General features: G+C 67.7%; 17 protein-coding genes. All 17 read left to right on the forward strand.

Annotated elements, in window-relative coordinates:
• Window positions 1-145 precede the first annotated feature (145 nt).
• On the forward strand, window positions 146-1093 hold the full coding sequence (locus JWP60_RS05355) for a branched-chain amino acid ABC transporter permease (RefSeq protein ID WP_299787392.1): 948 nt from the start codon (window positions 146-148) through the stop codon (window positions 1091-1093).
• Window positions 1093-2373 (forward strand): branched-chain amino acid ABC transporter permease, encoded by a 1281-nt coding sequence (locus tag JWP60_RS05360; RefSeq protein ID WP_299787395.1) that lies wholly within the window; start codon window positions 1093-1095, stop codon window positions 2371-2373. Before JWP60_RS05355 ends, JWP60_RS05360 begins: the two co-directional genes overlap by 1 nt.
• A complete protein-coding gene (locus JWP60_RS05365) occupies window positions 2370-3149 on the forward strand; it encodes an ABC transporter ATP-binding protein (protein ID WP_299787398.1) in 780 nt (259 codons plus the stop codon). Before JWP60_RS05360 ends, JWP60_RS05365 begins: the two co-directional genes overlap by 4 nt.
• A gap of 1 nt (window position 3150) precedes the next feature.
• Window positions 3151-3846, forward strand: a complete 696-nt coding sequence (locus tag JWP60_RS05370; RefSeq protein WP_299787401.1) for an ABC transporter ATP-binding protein — start codon at window positions 3151-3153, stop codon at window positions 3844-3846.
• Window positions 3847-4175: 329 nt separating this feature from the next.
• The gene (locus tag JWP60_RS05375) at window positions 4176-6275 is read left to right on the forward strand and encodes a 3-hydroxyacyl-CoA dehydrogenase NAD-binding domain-containing protein (RefSeq protein ID WP_299787404.1); all 2100 of its coding nucleotides are present in this window, start codon (window positions 4176-4178) and stop codon (window positions 6273-6275) included.
• A 41-nt stretch (window positions 6276-6316) separates the two neighbouring features.
• Entirely contained in the window at window positions 6317-7822 is a 1506-nt protein-coding gene (locus JWP60_RS05380; RefSeq protein WP_299787439.1) for a M20 family peptidase, read from the forward strand.
• Window positions 7823-7842: 20 nt separating this feature from the next.
• Window positions 7843-9018, forward strand: coding sequence for an acetyl-CoA C-acyltransferase (locus JWP60_RS05385; RefSeq protein WP_299787407.1), 1176 nt, complete (start codon window positions 7843-7845; stop codon window positions 9016-9018).
• 172 nt (window positions 9019-9190) lie between these two features.
• Entirely contained in the window at window positions 9191-11017 is a 1827-nt protein-coding gene (locus tag JWP60_RS05390) for an acyl-CoA dehydrogenase (protein ID WP_299787410.1), read from the forward strand.
• Window positions 11017-11217, forward strand: a complete 201-nt coding sequence (locus JWP60_RS05395; protein ID WP_299787413.1) for a hypothetical protein — start codon at window positions 11017-11019, stop codon at window positions 11215-11217. Before JWP60_RS05390 ends, JWP60_RS05395 begins: the two co-directional genes overlap by 1 nt.
• A gap of 196 nt (window positions 11218-11413) precedes the next feature.
• A complete protein-coding gene (locus tag JWP60_RS05400; protein WP_299787415.1) occupies window positions 11414-12433 on the forward strand; it encodes an NAD-dependent epimerase in 1020 nt (339 codons plus the stop codon).
• Window positions 12430-13305, forward strand: a complete 876-nt coding sequence (locus tag JWP60_RS05405; protein WP_299787418.1) for a phosphatase PAP2 family protein — start codon at window positions 12430-12432, stop codon at window positions 13303-13305. The genes JWP60_RS05400 and JWP60_RS05405 overlap by 4 nt, the downstream gene beginning before the upstream one ends.
• Entirely contained in the window at window positions 13302-14249 is a 948-nt protein-coding gene (locus tag JWP60_RS05410) for a lysylphosphatidylglycerol synthase domain-containing protein (protein ID WP_299787421.1), read from the forward strand. The genes JWP60_RS05405 and JWP60_RS05410 overlap by 4 nt, the downstream gene beginning before the upstream one ends.
• The gene (locus JWP60_RS05415; RefSeq protein ID WP_299787424.1) at window positions 14246-15316 is read left to right on the forward strand and encodes a glycosyltransferase family 2 protein; all 1071 of its coding nucleotides are present in this window, start codon (window positions 14246-14248) and stop codon (window positions 15314-15316) included. Before JWP60_RS05410 ends, JWP60_RS05415 begins: the two co-directional genes overlap by 4 nt.
• The gene (locus JWP60_RS05420; RefSeq protein WP_299787426.1) at window positions 15309-16892 is read left to right on the forward strand and encodes a glycosyltransferase family 39 protein; all 1584 of its coding nucleotides are present in this window, start codon (window positions 15309-15311) and stop codon (window positions 16890-16892) included. Before JWP60_RS05415 ends, JWP60_RS05420 begins: the two co-directional genes overlap by 8 nt.
• Window positions 16893-16969: 77 nt before the next feature.
• A complete protein-coding gene (locus JWP60_RS05425) occupies window positions 16970-17761 on the forward strand; it encodes an SDR family oxidoreductase (RefSeq protein WP_299787429.1) in 792 nt (263 codons plus the stop codon).
• A gap of 5 nt (window positions 17762-17766) precedes the next feature.
• Entirely contained in the window at window positions 17767-18198 is a 432-nt protein-coding gene (locus JWP60_RS05430; RefSeq protein WP_299787432.1) for a PaaI family thioesterase, read from the forward strand.
• Window positions 18199-18209: 11 nt separating this feature from the next.
• Window positions 18210-19226, forward strand: a complete 1017-nt coding sequence (locus tag JWP60_RS05435; protein ID WP_299787436.1) for an NADP-dependent oxidoreductase — start codon at window positions 18210-18212, stop codon at window positions 19224-19226.
• The last annotated feature ends 202 nt before the right edge of the window (window positions 19227-19428 follow it).

Below are 19428 nucleotides of genomic sequence, written 5' to 3' on the forward strand. Positions count from 1 at the left end.
GGATTTTCTTCTGCGCCTTCTGCGAAGTTTCTGCGCCTTCTGCGTCCGGATGTTTGGTTTTCCCCCGCTTCTGCACAGCCCCTTTTTGCCCACCGCCGGGGCAGAATGCGCCCAGCACAAGAACAAGAGAAAAGAAACACCGCGGATGGAGTTCTTCACCATATCGCTCTTGAACGGCATCAGCTACGGCCTGCTGCTGTTCATGCTCAGTTCCGGGCTGACGCTGATCTTCAGCATGATGGGCGTGCTGAATTTCGCGCACGCCAGCTTCTACATGCTGGGCGCCTACCTGGCGTACAGCAGCACCCAGCTGCTCGGCTTCTTTCCGGCCCTGCTGGTTGCACCGCTGCTGGTCGGCCTGCTCGGGGCGCTGTTCGAGAAGTACGCGCTGCGGCGGGTGCACAAGTACGGCCACGTGCCGGAACTGCTGATCACGTTCGGCCTGTCCTTCATCGTGCTGGAGATGGTCCAGCTCATCTGGGGAACCAGCTCGGTCGACTACCGCGTGCCGGCGATCCTGAGCGGACCGCTCTTCACGCTTTACGGCACGCAGTTCCCGCTGTACCGCGGCTTCATGATGCTGGTGGCCGTGCTGATGCTGGTGGCCATGTGGCTGCTGCTCACGCGCACGCGCATGGGGCTGGTGATCCAGGCCTCGCTCACGCATGCGGACACGGTGGAGGCGCTCGGCCACAACGTGCCGCGCGTGTTCATGCTGGTGTTCGGCGGCGGCGCGGCCCTGGCCGGCCTGGCCGGCGTGATCGGCGGCAATGCCTTCGTCACCGAGCCGGGCATGGCGGCGACGGTGGGCTCGGTGATCTTCGTCGTGGTGGTGGTCGGCGGCATGGGCTCGCTGGCCGGCGCCTTCGTCGCCTCGCTGGCCATCGGCCTGATCCAGACCTTCGCGGTCGGCGTCGATGCCACGCTGGTCGGGGCGGCGCAATCGGTCGGCGTGAGCGTCTCGCCCCAGAGCTTCGGCTACGCCTTGTGGAAACTCAAGATCTCGCAGATCGCGCCCATCCTGCCCTACGTCTTCCTCGTGCTGATGCTGATCTTCCGGCCCCGCGGCCTGCTCGGGACGCGGGAAGGCTGATGGGAATGGCGCATCGCTTCCGGTTCGGCCGCTCCGCCATCTGGGGCGCCTACGCCCTGGTGCTCCTGGTCGCGCCGCTGCTGTTCAACACCAGCCTGGCGCACACGATGCTGTCGCAGATGGGCATCGCCATCATCGTCTGCCTCTCGTACAACATGCTGCTGGGGCAGGGCGGCATGCTCAGTTTCGGCCATGCGGTGTATTCGGGGATGGGCGCCTTCCTCGCGATCCATGCACTGAACCTGGTGGGCAAGGCGGGCTGGCCGATCCCGGTCAGCCTGATCCCCATCGTCGGCGGCCTGGCGGCCATGCTGGTCGCGGTGGTCCTGGGCTACGTCACCACCAAGAAGGCGGCGACGCCTTTCGCGATGATCACGCTGGGCATCGGCGAGCTCGTATGGGCCTCGGCCCTGATGTTCCCGGAGTTCTTCGGCGGCGAGGGTGGCATCTCGGGCAACCGCGTGGTCGGGCCCAGCCCGCTGGGCATCAGCTTCGGCCCGCAGATCCAGCTCTATTACCTGATCGCGCTCTACACCTTCGTCTGCACCGTGCTGATGTACGCCTTCACGCGCACGCCGCTCGGGCGCATGCTCAATGCGGTGCGCGACAACCCCGAGCGCGTGGAATTCGTCGGCTACGACACGCAGAAGGTGCGCTATCTCTCCTTCGTGATCGCCGCCTTCTTTGCCGGCATTTCGGGCGGACTGGCGGCGCTGAATTTCGAGATCGTCACCTCCGAGGTGGTGAGCGGCCCGCGCTCGGGGGCGTACCTGCTCTTCACCTTCCTGGGTGGCGCCACCAATTTCTTCGGGCCGATCATCGGCGGCGTGCTGATGGTGCTGGCCGGCGTGCTGCTGTCCGAGCTCACCAGGGCCTGGCTGCTGTACCTGGGCCTGGTGTTCATGTTCATGGTGATGTACGCGCCCGGCGGCATCGCCAGCCTGATCATGATGAACGTGCGGGTGGCAGCCTTCGGGCGCTTCAAGGAACTATGGGTCAGCTACCTGGCGCTGGCCTTCTGTGCGCTGGTGGCGCTGCTCGGCGCCGGCATCATGATCGAGATGGTCTACCACCTGCAACTCAATGCGGCGCTCGGGCCCGAACTGCATTTCGTCGGCGTGCCGCTCAACGCGAAGAGCATCGACAGCTGGTTTGGCGCGATCTTGGTGATGGCCACGGGCATCGGCCTGTTCGAGGTGGTGCGACGCCACTACCGCAGGCAGTGGGGCGAGATCCAGGCTTACATCGCGCGCGAAGTGGCGCTAAGGGAAAAGCCGTGAGCGCCTCGGCCTCTGCGTCCACGCCCGCTCTGGAACTGCTCGACCTGCGCAAGTCCTTCGGCAAGACCGACATCATCCGCGGCTGCAGCCTGCAGGTGATGGCGGGCGAACGCGTGGCCGTGATCGGGCCCAACGGCGCCGGCAAGTCGACGCTGTTCAACCTGATCAGCGGCCGCTTCGCACCCAGCAGCGGCCAGGTGCTGCTGCACGGCCAGCGCATCGAGGGGCGCAAGCCCTTCGAGATCAACCGGCTCGGCCTCTCGCGCAGCTTCCAGATCACCAACATCTTTCCGAAGTTGTCGGTGTTCGAGAACCTGCGCTGCGGCGTGCTCTGGAGGCTGGGCTACAAGTACAGCTTCATCCGCTTCCTCGACAAGCTGCGCGACGCCAATGAGCGCACCGAGGACCTGCTGCAGATGATCCACCTGCATCGCAAGCGCGACGTGCTGGCGGTGAACCTCACGTACGCGGAGCAGCGGGCACTGGAGGTCGGCATCACCATTGCCGGCGGCGCCAGCGTGATCCTGCTGGACGAGCCCACCGCGGGCATGAGCCGCGAGGAGACCCGCCGCTTCATCGCGCTGATCAAGGATGTCACCGTGGGCAAGACGCTGCTGACGGTCGAACACGACATGAGCGTGGTGTTCGGCCTGGCCGATCGCATTGCGGTGGTGGTCTACGGCGAGATCATCGCCTTCGACACGCCCGAGCGCATCCGCGCCAACCAGCGCGTGCAGGAGGCCTACCTCGGTGCCGCCCCCGCGCAAGAGGACTGACGTGCTGTACATCGAGAACCTCCACGCGTACTACGGCAAGAGCCACGTGCTGCACGGCGTGCAGTTCGACGTGGGCGAGGGCGAGATCGTGTCGCTGCTGGGGCGCAACGGCTCGGGCCGCTCGACCACTGCCAAGGCCATCATGGGCATGGTCGAATGCACCGGCGACGTGATCTGGCGCGACCAGCAGATCCGCGGCCGCAAGCCCTACGAGATTGCGCATCTCGGCGTGGGCTACGTGCCGGAGAACCGCGACATCTTTCCCCGCCTGACCGTGCACCAGAACCTGGTGCTCGGCCAGAAGCGCACGGGGCAGGAGGCGCGCTGGAGCTTCGACGACGTCTACGAGATGTTCCCGCGCCTGCGCGAACGGCAGCATACCGAGGCGGGCGTGCTTTCAGGGGGCGAGCAGCAGATGCTGACGCTGTGCCGCACGCTCATGGGCGACCCGGACCTGATCATCATCGACGAACCGACCGAGGGCCTGGCGCCCATGATCGTCGAGCTGGTGGGGCAGTATCTGAAGACCCTGCAGCTGGCGGGTGTCTCGGTGCTGTTGATCGAGCAGAAGCTGACGATCGCGCTGGAGATCTCCGACCGGGCGCTGGTGATGGGGCATGGGACGATCGTGTTCGACGGGACCCCGCAGGCGCTGCGCGAGGACGCGCATGTGCGCAAGGAATGGCTGGAGGTGTAGCGACGGTGGTCCAGCATCACGCTGCGTGCGTGACCGGAGAGTTTCGAACGCAGAAGACGCAGAAATACGCAGAGGACGCAGAAAAGACCAGTTCAAATCTGTCTTTGAAGCCTTCTGCGTTTTCTGCGTAACTTCTGCGTCTTCTGCGTTCGAGATTGGCCGATCGAACCGCCGCGCTCGTTGCGGCGACCAGGGATTTGCGCATCCTTCCCGCAAGCCCTATCGTGTTTGTCCCTGCCGCGACAAGCCCCCGTTGCCGTGCCTCGGCTCGCGCCTACAATCCGCAAAAAAGAACGATCGTTCTTTTCCCTCACCCCAAAGGATGCAGCATGACGGCTGAAACCAAGGTTCATGGCGACGTCGCCGTGATCACGCTGAACAACCCGCCGGTCAACGGGCTGGGCTATGCGACCCGCGTTGCGATCGCGGAGGGCATCGACCGGGCCAACGCCGACCCGGCCGTCAAGGCGATCGTCATCACCGGGGCGGGCAAGGCCTTCTCGGGGGGCGCCGACATCAAGGAATTCGGCTCGCCCAAGGCAACCGCCGAACCCAACCTGCTGTCCCTGATCCTCGCCTGCGAAAACTCGACCAAGCCAGTGGTCGCGGCGATCCACTCGGTCGCCATGGGCGGCGGCCTGGAGCTTTCGCTCGGCTGCCACTACCGCATTGCGGCGCCGGGCGCCAACATCGCGCTGCCCGAAGTGAAGCTGGGCCTGATCCCCGGGGCCGGCGGCACGCAGCGCCTGCCGCGCGTGCTGGGCGTGGAGCCGGCGCTGAACATGATCGTCAGCGGCGAGCCGGTCAAGAGCGAGATGCTGGCGCAACTGCCCGGCCAGAAGCTGTTCGACAAGATGGCGTCCTCGCCCGAGTCGCTGCTGGAAGAGACCATCGCCTTCGCCCGCTCGGTGGCCGACGTGCGGCCGCTGCCCCTGGTGCGCAACCTGCCCAGCAAGCACCCGCAGGGCGACGCCTACTTCCAGTTCGCGCGCAACATGGTCAAGGGCATGGCCAAGAACTTCCCCGCGCCGGCGAAGTGCGTCGATGCGGTCGAAGCCTCGACGAAGAAGAAGTTCGACGAAGGCATGGGGTACGAGCGCGAGATCTTCACCGCGCTGATGTTCACGCCCGAGTCGCGCGCGCTGCGCCACCTGTTCATGGCCGAACGCGCGGCCTCCAAGATCGCCGACGTGCCGGAAGACACGAAGCAGCGCCAGATCAGCAACGTGGCCGTGATCGGCGCCGGCACCATGGGGGGCGGCATCTCGATGAACTTCCTGAACGCCGGCATCCCGGTGACCATCCTCGAGATGAAGCAGGAGGCGCTGGACCGCGGCATCGCGACGATCCGCAAGAACTACGAGTCGCAGGTCAAGCGCGGCAAGCTGAAGCAGGACAAGTACGAGCAGCGCATGGCGCTGCTGAAGACCACGTTGTCGTACGAAGAGATCAAGGACGCCGACCTCGTGATCGAGGCCGTGTTCGAGGAGATGGGGGTCAAGCAGAAGGTCTTCGAGACGCTCGACGGCCTGATGAAGAAGGATGCCATCCTGGCGTCCAACACCTCCACGCTGGACCTGAACAAGATCGCCGCCTTCACCAAGCGTCCTGGCGACGTCGTCGGCCTGCACTTCTTCAGCCCGGCCAACGTGATGAAGCTGCTGGAGGTGGTGCGCGGCGACAAGACCGGCAAGGACGTGATGGCCACGGTGATGTCGCTGGCCAAGAAGATCAAGAAGACCGCGGTGGTCTCGGGCGTCACCGACGGCTTCATCGGCAACCGCATGATCGAGCAATACAGCCGCCAGGCCGGCTTCCTGCTCGATGAAGGCGCGACGCCGCAGCAGGTGGACAAGGCGATCGAGAAGTTCGGCTTCGCGATGGGGCCCTTCCGCATGGGCGACCTGGCCGGCAACGACATCGGCTGGGCGATCCGCAAGCGGCGCGCGCAGGAGCGGCCCAACATGCTGTATTCGCGCACCGCCGACAAGCTGTGCGAACTGGGCCGCTTCGGCCAGAAGACGGGCGCCGGCTGGTACGACTACCAGGCCGGCAAGCGCGACGCGATTCCCTCGAAGCTGGTGGAAGACATGGTGGTGCAGCACCGCGAATCGCTGGGCATCACGCCGCGCAAGATCGCCGACGAAGAGATCGTGCAGCGCCTGGTGTTCGCGCTGGTGAACGAGGGTGCGCGCATCCTGGAAGAGGGCATCGCCGCCCGTGCCGGCGACATCGACATGGTCTACATCACGGGCTACGGCTTCCCGATCCACCGCGGCGGCCCGATGCTCTATGCCGACCAGGTCGGCCTGTTCAACGTGGTCCACGCGATGAAGCGCTTCGCCACCAACCCCCACGACGACGCGAAGTTCTGGGAACCGGCGCCGCTGCTGCTGAAGCTGGCGCAGGAAGGCAAGACGTTCAACTGACCTCCGGTGGGCCTCCGTGCGCGGGGGCCCTCCAGGATGTCATCCCGGCGCAGCCGGGATCCACGATCCCCATGATCAAGCGCCTCGTCCTCGTTCTTCTCGCCCTGCTGCTGCTCCTCGCAGCCGCCCTGGCCGTCAACACCCTGCGCCAGCCCTCGCGGCAGGTCGACGTGGCCGCGGCGCCGCCGCTCGCCATCGACACCCAGGCGGTGGCGGACAAGCTCGCCGGTGCGATCCGCTTCCGGACCGTGTCCTCGCTGGAAGACGCGAACCAGAACGCGGAGCAGTTCCGGCAATTGCATGCCTACCTCGAACAGCGCTTTCCGCTGGTGCACCAGAAACTCAAGCGCGAAACGGTCAATGGCCTGAGCCTGCTCTATACGTGGCAGGGGAGCGATCCTTCGGCCAAGCCGATTGCCTTGATGGCGCACCAGGACGTCGTGCCCATCGCCCCGGGCACCGAAGCCAAGTGGCAGGCGCAGCCCTTCGCGGGCGAACAGAAGGACGGCTTCGTCTGGGGCCGCGGCGCCTGGGACGACAAGGCCAACCTGGTCTCCGAACTCGAAGCCGTGGAGATGCTGCTGGCCTCCGGCTTCCAGCCGCGCGAGACGGTGTACCTCGCCTTCGGGGCCGACGAGGAGGTGAGCGGCCTGCGCGGAGCCGCGCAGATCGTCAAGCTGCTGCAGGAGCGCCAGGTGCGGCTCGACTTCGTGATCGACGAAGGCCTGCTGATCACCGAGGGCGTGATGCCGGGCCTGAAGCAACCGGCCGCCCTGGTCGGCATCGCGGAGAAGGGATTCCTCTCGGTGGTGATGAAGGTGTCGGGCACGCCGGGTCATTCGTCGATGCCGCCGCTCGCGGGCGAGAGCGCCATCGGCATGATGAGCGCGGCGCTGCGCCGGCTCGACGACGACCAGCTCCCCGGCACCATCCGCGGCGTCGCGCGCGAGATGTTCGAGACCATCGCGCCGGAGCTCGGTGGCTTCCAGCGGGTGGCGCTGTCCAACCTGTGGCTGTTCGGGCCGCTGGTGCAAAGGCAACTGGAAAAAGGCGCGAGCACCAATGCCATGCTGCGCACGACCACTGCCTTGACCATCGTCAACGCCGGCAACAAGGACAACGTGATCCCGGGCGAGGCGCAGGCCACGGTCAACTTCCGCCTGCTGCCCGGCGACACGCGCGACGCCGTGATGGCGCATGTGCGCCGCGACACCGGCGAGCGCTTCGACCTGAGCGCGCTACCCGGAAGCGCCGAAGCGTCACCGGTGTCGCCCACGCAATCGGCCTCTTATCAATTGATCAATCGCACGGTGCGCTCGTTGTTCCCGGGCACCATCGTCGCGCCGGGCCTGATGATCGGCGCGACCGACTCGCGCTACTTCGCGGCGATCAGCGACCACGTCTACCGGTTCTCGCCGGTGCGCGCCAGGCCGGAAGACCTGCCGCGCTTCCACGGCACCAACGAACGCATCAGCGCCGCCAACCTGGGCGAGCTGGTTCGCTTCTATCACCAACTGCTGCGCAACCTGAATGCGCCGGCCCCCTGACAGCACCTGAAAGGCCTTCCATGAGCAACGCCGTCATCGTCTCCACCGCCCGCACGCCCCTGACCAAGAGCTGGAAGGGCGGGTTCAACATGACGCACGGCGCCACGCTGGGCGGCCATGCCGTGCGCGAAGCGCTCAAGCGCGCCAAGGTCCCCGGCGATGCCGTGGAAGACGTGATCATGGGCTGCGCCAATCCCGAGGGCGCCACCGGCGCCAACATCGCGCGCCAGATCGCGCTGATGGCGGACCTGCCGATCACCGTCTCCGGCGTGACGGTCAACCGCTTCTGTTCCTCGGGCCTGCAGACCATCGCGCTGGCTGCGCAACGCATCATCGCGGGCGAGGGCGAGGTGTACGTGGCCGGCGGCGTCGAGAGCATTTCCTGCGTGCAGCAGGAGATGAACCAGCACATGCTGCGCGACCTGTCCCTGGACCGGAAAAAGCCGGAGATCTACTGGTCGATGCTGCAGACGGCCGAACAGGTGGCCAAGCGCTACCACATCGGTCGCGACCAGATGGACGAATACGGCGCCGCCAGCCAGCAGAAGGCGTGCGCGGCGCAGGAAGCCGGCAAGTTCAAGGACGAGATCGCACCCATCACGGTCAAGGCCGGCGTGGCCGATGCAGTGATGGGCCTGATCACCAAGGAAGTGACGGTGAGCAAGGACGAAGGCCTGCGTGAAGGCACGACCAAGGAAAGCATCAGCGGCATCAAGCCGGCGCTGCCGGGCGGCGTGATCTCCGCCGGCAATGCGAGCCAGTTCTCCGATGGCGCGGGCGCCTGCGTGGTGGTGAGCGAGGAGTACGCAGCCCGCAACAAGCTCACCCCGATGGGCCGCTTCCTGGGCTTCGCGGTCGCCGGCTGCGAGCCCGACGAAATGGGCATCGGCCCGGTGTTCGCCGTGCCCAAGGTTCTGAAGCGCCTGGGGCTGACGGTGCAGGACATCGACCTGTGGGAACTGAACGAAGCCTTTGCGGTGCAGGTGCTCTACTGCCGCGACAAGCTGGGCATCCCCGCCGACCGCCTGAACGTCAACGGCGGCGCCATCGCGGTCGGCCACCCGTACGGTGTGTCGGGGCAGCGATTGACGGGGCATGCGCTGATCGAGGGCAAGCGCCGCGGAGCGAAGCGGGTGGTGGTGACGATGTGCATCGGGGGCGGGATGGGGGCGGCGGGCGTTTTCGAAGTGCTGTGAATTCGCGAACAGTCTTGAACGCAGAAGACGCAGAAGTGACGCAGAAATCGCAGAAGGAATTCATCAAAGGTTTTCCTTCTGACTTTTCTGCGACTTCTGCATCATTTCCGCGACTTCTGCGTTCAATCTGCATGTCGCATGCACGGCGCTCACTACCGCCCTGAAGTTCCAAATGTCCTCCCTCCGCCCCACGCTCGACTTCCTCCTCTACGAGTGGCTGCACGCCGAGCGCCTGAACGAGCGCGCCCGGTTTGCCGATCATTCGCGCGAGACCTTCGATGCGGTGTTCGATACCTGCGAGCGCATCGCCCGCGACAAGTACGCGCCCTTCAATCGCCTGGTCGATACCGAGGAGCCGCGGTTCGACGGCGAGAAGGTGATCCTGCCGCGCGCCACGCACGAAGCGCACGAGGCCTTTGTCGCCTCCGGCATGCTCAGCGCCGCACAGGATTACGAAGAGGGCGGCATGCAGCTGCCTTACACCATCGAGGCGGCGGCCGGCACTTTCTTCGCCACTGCGTCGGTCAGCATAGGCAGCGGGATGCTCACCAAGGGCAACGCCAACCTGCTGCTGGTGCACGGTACCGAGGCGCAGAAGGAAGTCTTCGCGCGCAACGAGTTCGCGGGCCGCTTCTCCGGCACGATGGCCTTGTCGGAGCCGCAGGCGGGATCGTCGCTGTCGGACATCACGACGCGCGCCACGCCCGCTGGCGCCGACTTCGACAGCGATCCGCTCGGGCCGCGCTATCGCCTCAAGGGCAACAAGATGTGGATCTCGGCCGGCGAGCATGAGCTGGCCGAGAACATCGTGCATCTCGTGCTCGCCAAGATTCCCGGCCCCGACGGCAAGCTGATCCCGGGCACGCGCGGCATCTCGCTGTTCATCGTGCCCAAGAAGCTGGTGGGCCTGGACGGACAGCTCACGGGCGAACGCAACGACGTGGCACTCGCCGGTCTCAATCACAAGCTGGGATGGCGCGGCACGACCAACACGCTGCTCAATTTCGGCGAGGGCAAGTACCCCGTGCGCGGCGGCGCTGGCGCGATCGGCTATCTCGTCGGCAAGCCGCACGAAGGCCTGCGCTGCATGTTCCACATGATGAACGAGGCGCGCATCGGCATCGGCCTGGCCGCCACCTCGCTGGGACTCGCGGGCTATTACGCCTCGCTGGATTACGCGAAGAGCCGACCGCAAGGCCGACCCGTCGGGCCCGCCGGTAAGGACCCGACCCAGCCGCAGATCCGCATCATCGAGCACGCCGACATCAAGCGGATGCTGCTCGCCCAGAAGTCGTACTGCGAAGGCGCGCTGGCGCTGTTGCTGCAATGCGCGCGGCTGGTCGACGAACAGCACACCGGCACGCCCGAGGCTGCCGAAGAAGCGCGCGTGCTGCTGGAAGTGCTGACGCCGGTGGCCAAGAGCTGGCCCAGCGAGTTCTGCCTGGAAGCCAATTCGCTGGCGATCCAGATCCACGGTGGCTATGGCTACACGCGCGACTTTCCGGTGGAGCAGTACTGGCGCGACAACCGCCTGAACATGATCCACGAAGGCACGCATGGCATCCAGGCCGCCGACCTGCTGGGGCGCAAGGTGGTGATGGAGGGCGGCAAGGGCCTGCTGCTGCTGGCGCATCGCATCAATGCCACGATCGAGCGCGCCATCCAGCAAGCGCAGTTCGCCGAGGATGCCAATGCACTGGGCCAGGCGCTGCAGAAGGTGGGCGCTGCAACCAAAGCGGCGTGGGCGACGGCCAATCCCGGCGAGGCGCTGGCCAACGCGGTACCCTACATGCAGGCCTTCGGCCACCTGGTGATCGCGTGGACCTGGCTCGACGTGGTGCTGGCGCTGCCGGCGGCAAGCACGCGGCCGGCGGACGAGGGCAGGGTGCGCGCGGCGCGTTACTTCTTCCACTACGAACTGCCGAAGATCGGCGCCTGGCTGCGCCCGGTGGAAACGCGCGACCCCACATGCGCCACGATGCCCGAGGAGGCTTTCTGATGACGGCTGAGCGCACTCTGGCGCGAATGGACACGATCGCCTGGATCCTGATCTACGGCGGGCTGTTCGCATTGATCCTCGGGATCGCGTCGCATGGCCAGACGGCGATTGGCGGCTGGAGCTTGTCGGTGCTGGGTGTGTTGGCAGCGGTGGCCGGTGTGGTGTTGATCGTGGTGCGGGCGAGGATGACAAAGCGGTAGCTATTTCGGCGAACGGGTCCCGTCCTGACCTTCGCCGCCTGAGCCAGCCCGCTTGCGCATACCCGCGCGACACAGCCCCTGCCTTCCATTGGTTCACAATAGCGGGTTGGCAGCCCGGCACCGGCTGGGCCAGCCTGCAGCTCCAGGGGCGTCATGCGGTTCCTTCGGACCACGTCCCGGGGCCTCCAGCCTCGACATGAAAATCCTCGTCACCGGCGCCGCCGGATTCATCGGCATGCAGGTCGCGGCTCGCCTGCTTGCCCGCGGCGACCAGGTCGTCGGCATCGACAACCTGAACGACTACTACGACCCCGCACTCAAGCACGCGCGGCTGGCCCAGCTGCGGCCGCACGCCGCGTTTTCCTTCGAGCGGCTGGCGGTCGAGGACACGGCCGGCATGGCCGCCCTGTTCGAGCGCGAAGCCCCGCAGCGCGTGGTGCACCTCGCCGCGCAGGTCGGGGTGCGCCATTCCGTGCGCGCACCGCAGAGCAGTGCCGCCTCCAACCTGCAGGGCTTCGTCAACATCCTGGAAGGCTGCCGCGCCCTGCGTGTCGAACACCTGGTCTACGCCAGCAGTTCCAGCGTCTATGGCGCCAACGCGAAGCTGCCTTATGTGGAGGACCATGGGGTCGACCATCCGGTGAGCCTCTATGCGGCCACCAAGCGCGCCAACGAATTGATGGCCCATGCGTACAGCCACCTGTTCCGCATCCCGACCACGGGCGCGCGCTTCTTCACCGTCTATGGCCCCTGGGGCCGGCCCGACATGGCACTCTTCAAGTTCACCCGCGCCATCCTCGAAGACCAGCCGATCGAGCTGTACAACGAAGGCCAGATGGTGCGCGACTTCACCTTCGTCGACGACGTGGTCGAGGCCATCGTGCGCTTGCTCGACAAACCGGCCACGCCCGCGCCGCAGTTCGACCGGCTGAACCCCGACCCGGTGGAAAGCGACGCACCCTTCCGCGTCTTCAACGTCGGCGGTGGCCGGCCCTTGCCGCTGCTGGAAGTCGTCGAGACGCTGGAGCGCATCCTCGGGCGCAAGGCCCGCCGCACGCTGATGCCGATGCAAGCCGGCGACGTGCTGGCGACCGGCGCCAGCCCCGACCGCCTGCACGACTGGATCGGCACCGCGCCTGAAACGCCGGTGGAAGAGGGCCTGCGCCGCTTCGTCGACTGGTACCTGCCCTGGCGCCAGGCGGGAGGCAGCGCGTGAGTGCAAGCCCCGCAAGCGACCGCGGCCTGCTGCGCCGGCGCGACGTGCCGCCGTTGCTGGCCCTGGCCGTGCTGCTGATCGCAGCCGGCGCAGTGGTGCAACTCGCCGGCTTCAACACGCCCTGGATGCTGCGCGCCCATGCCGAGGCACGCGGAGCCTTTGCGAGCGTCTTCTGGTCCAGCGCCACCATCGTCGGCCTCGGCTGGAGCGCGGTGATCCTCGTGCTGGCGGCGGATCGCGGCGACGGCCGCGTCACCGCGCTGCTGGCGCCGGCCTTCATCCTCACCGGCCTCCTGACGCACGTCCCCAAGGTGCTGCTGGCCTCGCCGCGTCCGGCAGGCACGGCCATCCTGCCGCACCTGCATGTGATCGGCGATGCCTTCCGCGGCTCCGTGTCGATGCCCTCGGGCCATTCGGTGGCGGCGGGCGCGATGGCGGCGCTGCTGTGCGTTGCCTTGCCGCGCTCGCGGGCCTTGGTGGGCGGCGCGCTCCTGCTGCTTGCCGCTGCGCTGATCGCGTGGTCGCGCGTGATGGTCGGCGCGCACTGGCCCGCGGACGTGCTGGTCGGCAGTGGGGTGGGCCTGTTGTCGGTCGGCCTCGTGATCGCCGCCGCGCTCGGTCCGACGCAGCGCGTGCATCACCGCTTCGTCGCGCGCATCCAGTCGCGTGCGGGCCAGCGTTGGGTGGGCGTCCTTGAAATCGTCGCCGCCATCGGCTTGTTGCGGGAGCACACGGGCTATCCCGACGGCCGGGCCATGGTCATCCTGCTCGCGATCGTGGCGTTTGCCAGTGCGGCGTGGCGCTTGCATGCGGCGGGCGGACTGCGCAAGGCTGCGCGCCCGGACGAGCCCGCCCCCGTGGAGCCGACGTGACCGCGACCACCGAGTTGCCGGAACCGATCGCGCCAGCGAAACCGCGCCGACCGTGGGTGCGCCGCGCCAAGGTGCTCGCCACGCTGCTGGTGTGCGTGCTGGTCTGGGCCTGGCTGTTGCGGCATGCCGATCTGCAGTCCTTGTCCGCGCAGGTCGGCCGGCTGCCGCCCTGGGCCTGGGTGCTCGCCGGCCTCGGCCTGCTCGCGGGCCATGGCCTGCGAGCGCTGCGGCTCCAGCACGAGTGGCGTCATGCCGGCCAGGTGCCCTGGCTGCATTGCCTGCGGATCGTGCTGGGCCACAACGCATTGGTGCTGATGCTGCCGCTGCGCTCGGGCGAGGCCGGCTACCTGTGGGCCGTGCGCCGCCAGTGGGGCGTCGACTGGCGCGCCGCCGGCGTGGGCCTCATGCGCTGGCGCTTGCAGGACATCGCGGTGCTGCTGCTGCTGGCGGTGGCCTTGCTGGTGCCGCTGCCGCTGCCCGAGCGCGCGTTGCTGTGGATCGCTGCTGCCGCATTGCTGTTCTTCCTGCTGCCGCCGGTGTGGCGCTGGCTGCTCGCGCGCATGGGGCAGGGCAGTGCCCGCGTGCCCGGCGGCCGCGCCTTCTGGAGCGGCGCCGGCGCCAGCGCGGCCAACTGGACTTTCAAGGTGCTGGCCAACGGCGGACTGCTTGCGGCGCTCGCCGGCCTGCCGCTGCACATCGCCCTGCGCGCCGGCCTCGGCGGCGAACTGGCCGGCGTGCAGCCGCTGCAGCCGCCCGCCGGCCTCGGCACCTACGAGGGCGGCATCTGGCTGGCCACCGGCCTGCCGTCGTCGTGGCAGGCCAGCGTGATCGCCGCCGCGCTGGCGGTGCACGCCTTCAGTCTCTCGGTCGCCCTGGTCGCCGCCGGCCTGACCCAGGTCGCCCTTCCTTCTTCCTATCGCTTCACGCAGGAGCCGTGTCCTTGAGTTCCGCCACCTATCCCCCCGTGGACGACCTGCCGCTGACCACGCCGGCAACTCCGATCAGCGAGCCGCCGCTGCCGCCGCATCGCCTCTCGGTGGTCGTGCCCATGTACAACGAGGTCGACAACGCCGCCCCGCTGGTCGATCGCATCCAGGCCGCACTGGCCGACTATCCCGCGCCGTGGGAGCTGATCGTCGTCGACGACGGCAGCATCGACGGCACCGGTCCCGCGCTCGACCGGGCGGCGCGCAGCGTCGGGCCGCACGTTCGCGTGCTGCACCTCTCGCGCAACTTCCGCCAGACCGCGGCGATGCAGGCCGGCATCGACGCGGCCCGCGGCGACGTCATCGCCACGCTCGACGGCGACCTGCAGAACGACCCGATCGACATCCCGCGCATGGTGCGGCGCCTGCTGGCCGAAGACCTCGACATGGTGGCCGGTTGGCGCCGCGAGCGGCAGGACGGCTTCCTCTGGCGCAAGCTGCCCTCGGGCATGGCCAACCGCCTGATCCGCAAGGTGAGCGGCCTGCAGTTCCAGGACCTGGGCTGCAGCCTGAAGGTGTTTCGCACCACGGTGCTGCGGCAAGTGCGCCTGTACGGCGAGATGCATCGCTTCATCCCGGCGTGGCTGGCGACGGTGACCAGCCCGGGCCGCATGGCGGAGGAGCCGGTGCTGCACCATCCGCGCGTGGCCGGTGTCTCCAAGGTCGGCCCGGGGCGCTCGGCGCGCGTGCTGCTGGACCTGCTGTCGGTGCATTTCTTCCTGCGCTTCGGCACCCGGCCGGGGCACTTCTTCGGCGGCATCGGGCTCGTGGTCTCGCTGGTCGGCTTCATCATGCTGGGCTACCTGACCCTGCTGAAGATGCTGGGCGAGTCGATCGGCACGCGGCCGCTGCTGTTCCTCGGCTTCTTCCTGGTGATGGCGGGCGTGCAGTTGCTCACCACCGGAGTGCTGGCCGAATTGCTGATGCGGGTTTATTACGACGTCGGTCGCGCGCGCCCCTACCGCCTGCGTCCGGCCGAACTGCCGCCGGAGGACTTGCCGCAGGAGGCGGGCTGGCATGACTGAGCATGCGGCGGCGCGCGCGGGCGCCCGCTCCTGGGTGGCCACGCCGGCGGTGCGGCGGATTGTCTGGGCGCTGCTGCTGGCGCTGCCGCTCTTGTGGATGCTGGGCAGCGTGCCGCTGTTCGACGTCGACGAGGGCGCCTTCTCGGAAGCCACGCGCGAGATGCTCACCAGCGGCGACTGGCTGCACACCACGCTCAATGGCGCCCCGCGCTTCGACAAGCCGATCGGCGTCTACTGGCTGCAGGCGATCAGCACCTCGCTGTTCGGGCTGAACGAATTCGCGCTGCGCCTGCCCTCGGTGCTCAGTTGCTGGGCGATGGCGCTCGCGCTCGCTGCCTTCGCGCGCCGGCGCTGGGGCGACCTGGCCGGCATGCTGGCCGGCGCGCTGGTGGTTACTAGCCTCGGCCCGCTGGCGATCGGGCGGGGCGCCACGGCCGACAGCCTGCTCAATCTGCTGCTGGCACTGGCCGGTCTCGACCTGTGGCGCTTTGCCGAGAGCGAGTCGCGCACCGCGCTGCGGCGCGCCTATGCGTGGGTCGGCCTGGGCCTGCTGGTGAAAGGACCGGTCGCCGCGCTCGTGCCCGGCGCGGCCTTCGTGCTCTGGTGCCTGTTCGAGCGGCGCTGGACGCTGCTGCGCAAGGCGGCGCTCGACCTGCCCGGGTGGGCCTTGCTGCTGGTCATCGCAGTGCCCTGGTATGCCTATGCGCTGCATCGGCATGGCATGGCCTTCGTCAACGGCTTCCTCCTGCAGCACAACGTGGAGCGCTTCACCGGCACGGTCGGCGGCCACCGCGGCAACTTCCTGTATTACGTCGCCGTCTTGCCATTGCTGGCGATGCCGTGGGCGCCGTTGCTGGTGCTGGCGGTCGCACGCGCGCGCAAGTTCTGGGCGGAACCGGTCGGGCGCTACCTGCTGTTGTGGGCGGCCTTCGTGCTGCTGTTCTTCTCGATGTCGGGCACCAAGCTGCCGCACTACATGCTGTACGGCTATCCGCCGCTGGTGCTGCTGATGGCGCGGCTGCTGGCCACGGCTTCGCGTCGGCTGGTGCTGGTGGTGGGGGCGGTCATCGTCGTCTGGGTGGGCCTGCTCGCGGCCGTGCCTTCGCTGCTCGGCGCATTCGCCGACCAGGTGCGCGATCCGCTCTATCACGCCTTGATCGCCGGGGCGCCCGCGGCGCCGCTGCTGCCGGCGGTGATCGCCGTCATCGTGATCGCCGCGATCGCCTTCTGGCCGACCCGCATCGAGGGCGCGCCGCTGCGCCTGGTAGCGGCGGGCGGCGTGCTGTCGCTGTTTGCCGCGGCCTGGCTGTTGCCCTGGTTGGGCGCGACGCTGCAGGCGCCGATCCGGCATGCCGCCGCGGTGGCCGTGGCGCACGGCGGCCGGGTCGTGCAGTGGGACGTGCACTACCCGAGCTTCTCGGTCTACCTGCAAGGCCTGGTGCCGCGCCGTGAACCGCGGCCCGACGAGATGGTGTTGAGCCGCGTCGATCGCCTGCCACCCGGCAATGCGGGCGGTCGGCCGCGGCTGTTCGAGGAGCGCGGCATCGTGCTGCTCGGGCCCTTGCCACGGAATTGAAAACACGGCCACTGTCCCTCAGGAGGCGGCGGCCGCGCCGCGACTTCGGCATGATGCGGCCCACAGGAGAGATAGCGATGACACGCAGCATCCAGCAATTGTTCGACCTCCAGGGCAAGACGGCCCTGGTCACCGGCGGCTCGCGCGGCCTCGGCCTGCAGATGGCGCATGCCCTCGGCGAGGCGGGCGCCAGGATCATGCTCAGTTCCCGCAAGGCGGGCGACCTGGAGGAGGCGGTGGCCGACCTGCAGGCGGTGGGCATCGACGCCCGTTGGGTCGCGGCCGATTGCGCCAGGGAAGACGACATCCGCCGGCTCGCCGACGACACGCTGCAGCGCATGGGCCAGGTCGACATCCTGGTGAACAACGCGGGCGCAGCCTGGGGCGCGCCGGCCGAAGACCATCCGCTGGAGGCCTGGGACAAGGTGATGAACCTCAACGTCCGCGGCTACTTCCTGCTGGCGCAGCAGATCGCCAAGCGCAGCATGATCCCGCGCACGTCCGGGCGCATCATCAACATCGCCTCGATCGCCGGCCTGGGCGGCAATCCGCCGGGGCACGAGACCATCGCGTACAACACGTCGAAGGGCGCGGTCATCACCTTCACGCAGGCGCTGGCCTGCGAGTGGGGCAAGTACGGGATCAACGTCAACGCGATCTGCCCGGGCTTCTTTCCGAGCAAGATGACGCGCGGCACGCTGGAGAAGATCGGCGTGGAGAACCTGAAGAACAACGCACCGCTGCATCGCCTGGGCGACGACGAGGACCTCAAGGGCGTGACGCTGCTCTATGCCTCCGAGGCCGGAAAGCACATCACCGGCCAGTGGCTCGCGGTGGATGGCGGTGTGTCCGTGGTGACCGGGGGTTGAATCGCGTGGCAAGTTCTCCCACTCTCTTCGGCGTCGAGATCCCGTTTGTCAGCCATCTCGGTTTCGAGCTGGTGATGATGGAAGGCGGCGCCTCGGAACTGAAATTCCTGCCGGGGCACGAGCACCTGAATTCCTTTCTGGTGACGCATGGCGGCGCGATCATGACGCTGCTGGACGTGACGATGGCCACCGCCGCGCGCAGCGTGGAGATCGAGACCGGCGTGGTCACCATCGAGATGAAGACCAGCTTCATGCAGCCCTGCAGGGGATTGCTGACCGGCAAGGGCCGCCTGATGCACCGGACCAAGTCGATGGCCTTCACCGAAGGCACGGTCTACGATGAACAGGGCCGCGCGTGCGCGCACGCCACCGGCACCTTCAAGTACGTCAAGCGGCCGGCGCCCAGTGCACCGGCCAATACCATCTCTACCGACTGAGGAGGACTCCCATGCCCGCCAACAAGCAGATCCTGCTGGACAACCGCCCGCAAGGCGAAGCGACGGCCAGCAACTTCAAGCTGGTCGACAGCGAGACGCCGCCCTTGAAGGAGGGCGAGGTGCTGGTGCGCCACCACTACCTCAGTCTCGACCCCTACATGCGCGGCCGCATGAACGACGCCAAGAGCTATGCCACACCGCAGCCGCTGGGGCAGGTGATGCAGGGCGGCACGGTAGGTGAGGTGGTGGAGAGCCGCAGCCCGAAGTTCGCGGTGGGCGACCAGGTGGTGGGCATGGGCGGCTGGCAGGAGTACAGCGTGGTCGCCGGCGACCAGCCGGGCGGCATCCGCAAGGTCGACACCACGCACGTGCCCTTGTCGCATTACCTGGGCGCGGTCGGCATGCCGGGCGTGACCGCCTGGTACGGGCTGAACGGAATCATCCAGCCCAAGGCAGGCCAGACGATCGCGGTGAGTGCCGCGAGCGGCGCGGTGGGCAGCGCGCTCGGCGCCTTGGCGAAGGCGCGTGGCTGCCGCGCGGTGGGCATTGCCGGGGGGCCGGACAAGTGCCGCTACGTGACGGAAGAACTCGGCTTCGATGCCTGCGTCGACTACAAGCAGCATCGCGACGCGCAGTCCTTGTCGAAGGCGCTGAAGGAAGCCTGCCCCGACGGCATCGACGGCTACTTCGAGAACGTGGGCGGCATGGTGATGGACGCCGTGCTGCTGCGCATGAACGCGTTCGGCCGCATCGCCGTGTGCGGAATGATCGCCGGCTACGACGGCCAGCCGATCCCGATGGCGCAGCCCCAGTTGATCCTGACCAACCGCCTGCTGGTGCAGGGCTTCATCGTCAGCGAGCACATGGAGGTGTGGCCGCAGGCGCTGCAGGAACTGGGCACGCTCGTGGGCACGGGCAAGCTGCGGCCGCGCGAGTCGGTGGCGCAGGGTCTGGCGGCTGCGCCGGAGGCGTTCCTCGGGATGCTCAAGGGCCGCAATTTCGGCAAGCAGGTCGTCAAGCTGGTCTGAGGAAGGATGTCATCCCGGCCGTGACCCGGGATCCACGCGGCGGCCGATCGACCGCCGCATGGATTGCGGGTCAAGCCCACTACTGTCCGGAGATTTTTTCGAATAGTGAAAACTGGCTCGACGGCGCTTGTTCGTCCTCTTCGGGGGTGATCGCTGCCAATAGATCGGGCAGTGGGGTGCGCTCGAAGAGAGACAGGCTCAG

The sequence above is a fragment of the Ramlibacter sp. genome (assembly GCF_028291745.1).
Taxonomy (GTDB): domain Bacteria; phylum Pseudomonadota; class Gammaproteobacteria; order Burkholderiales; family Burkholderiaceae_C; genus Ramlibacter.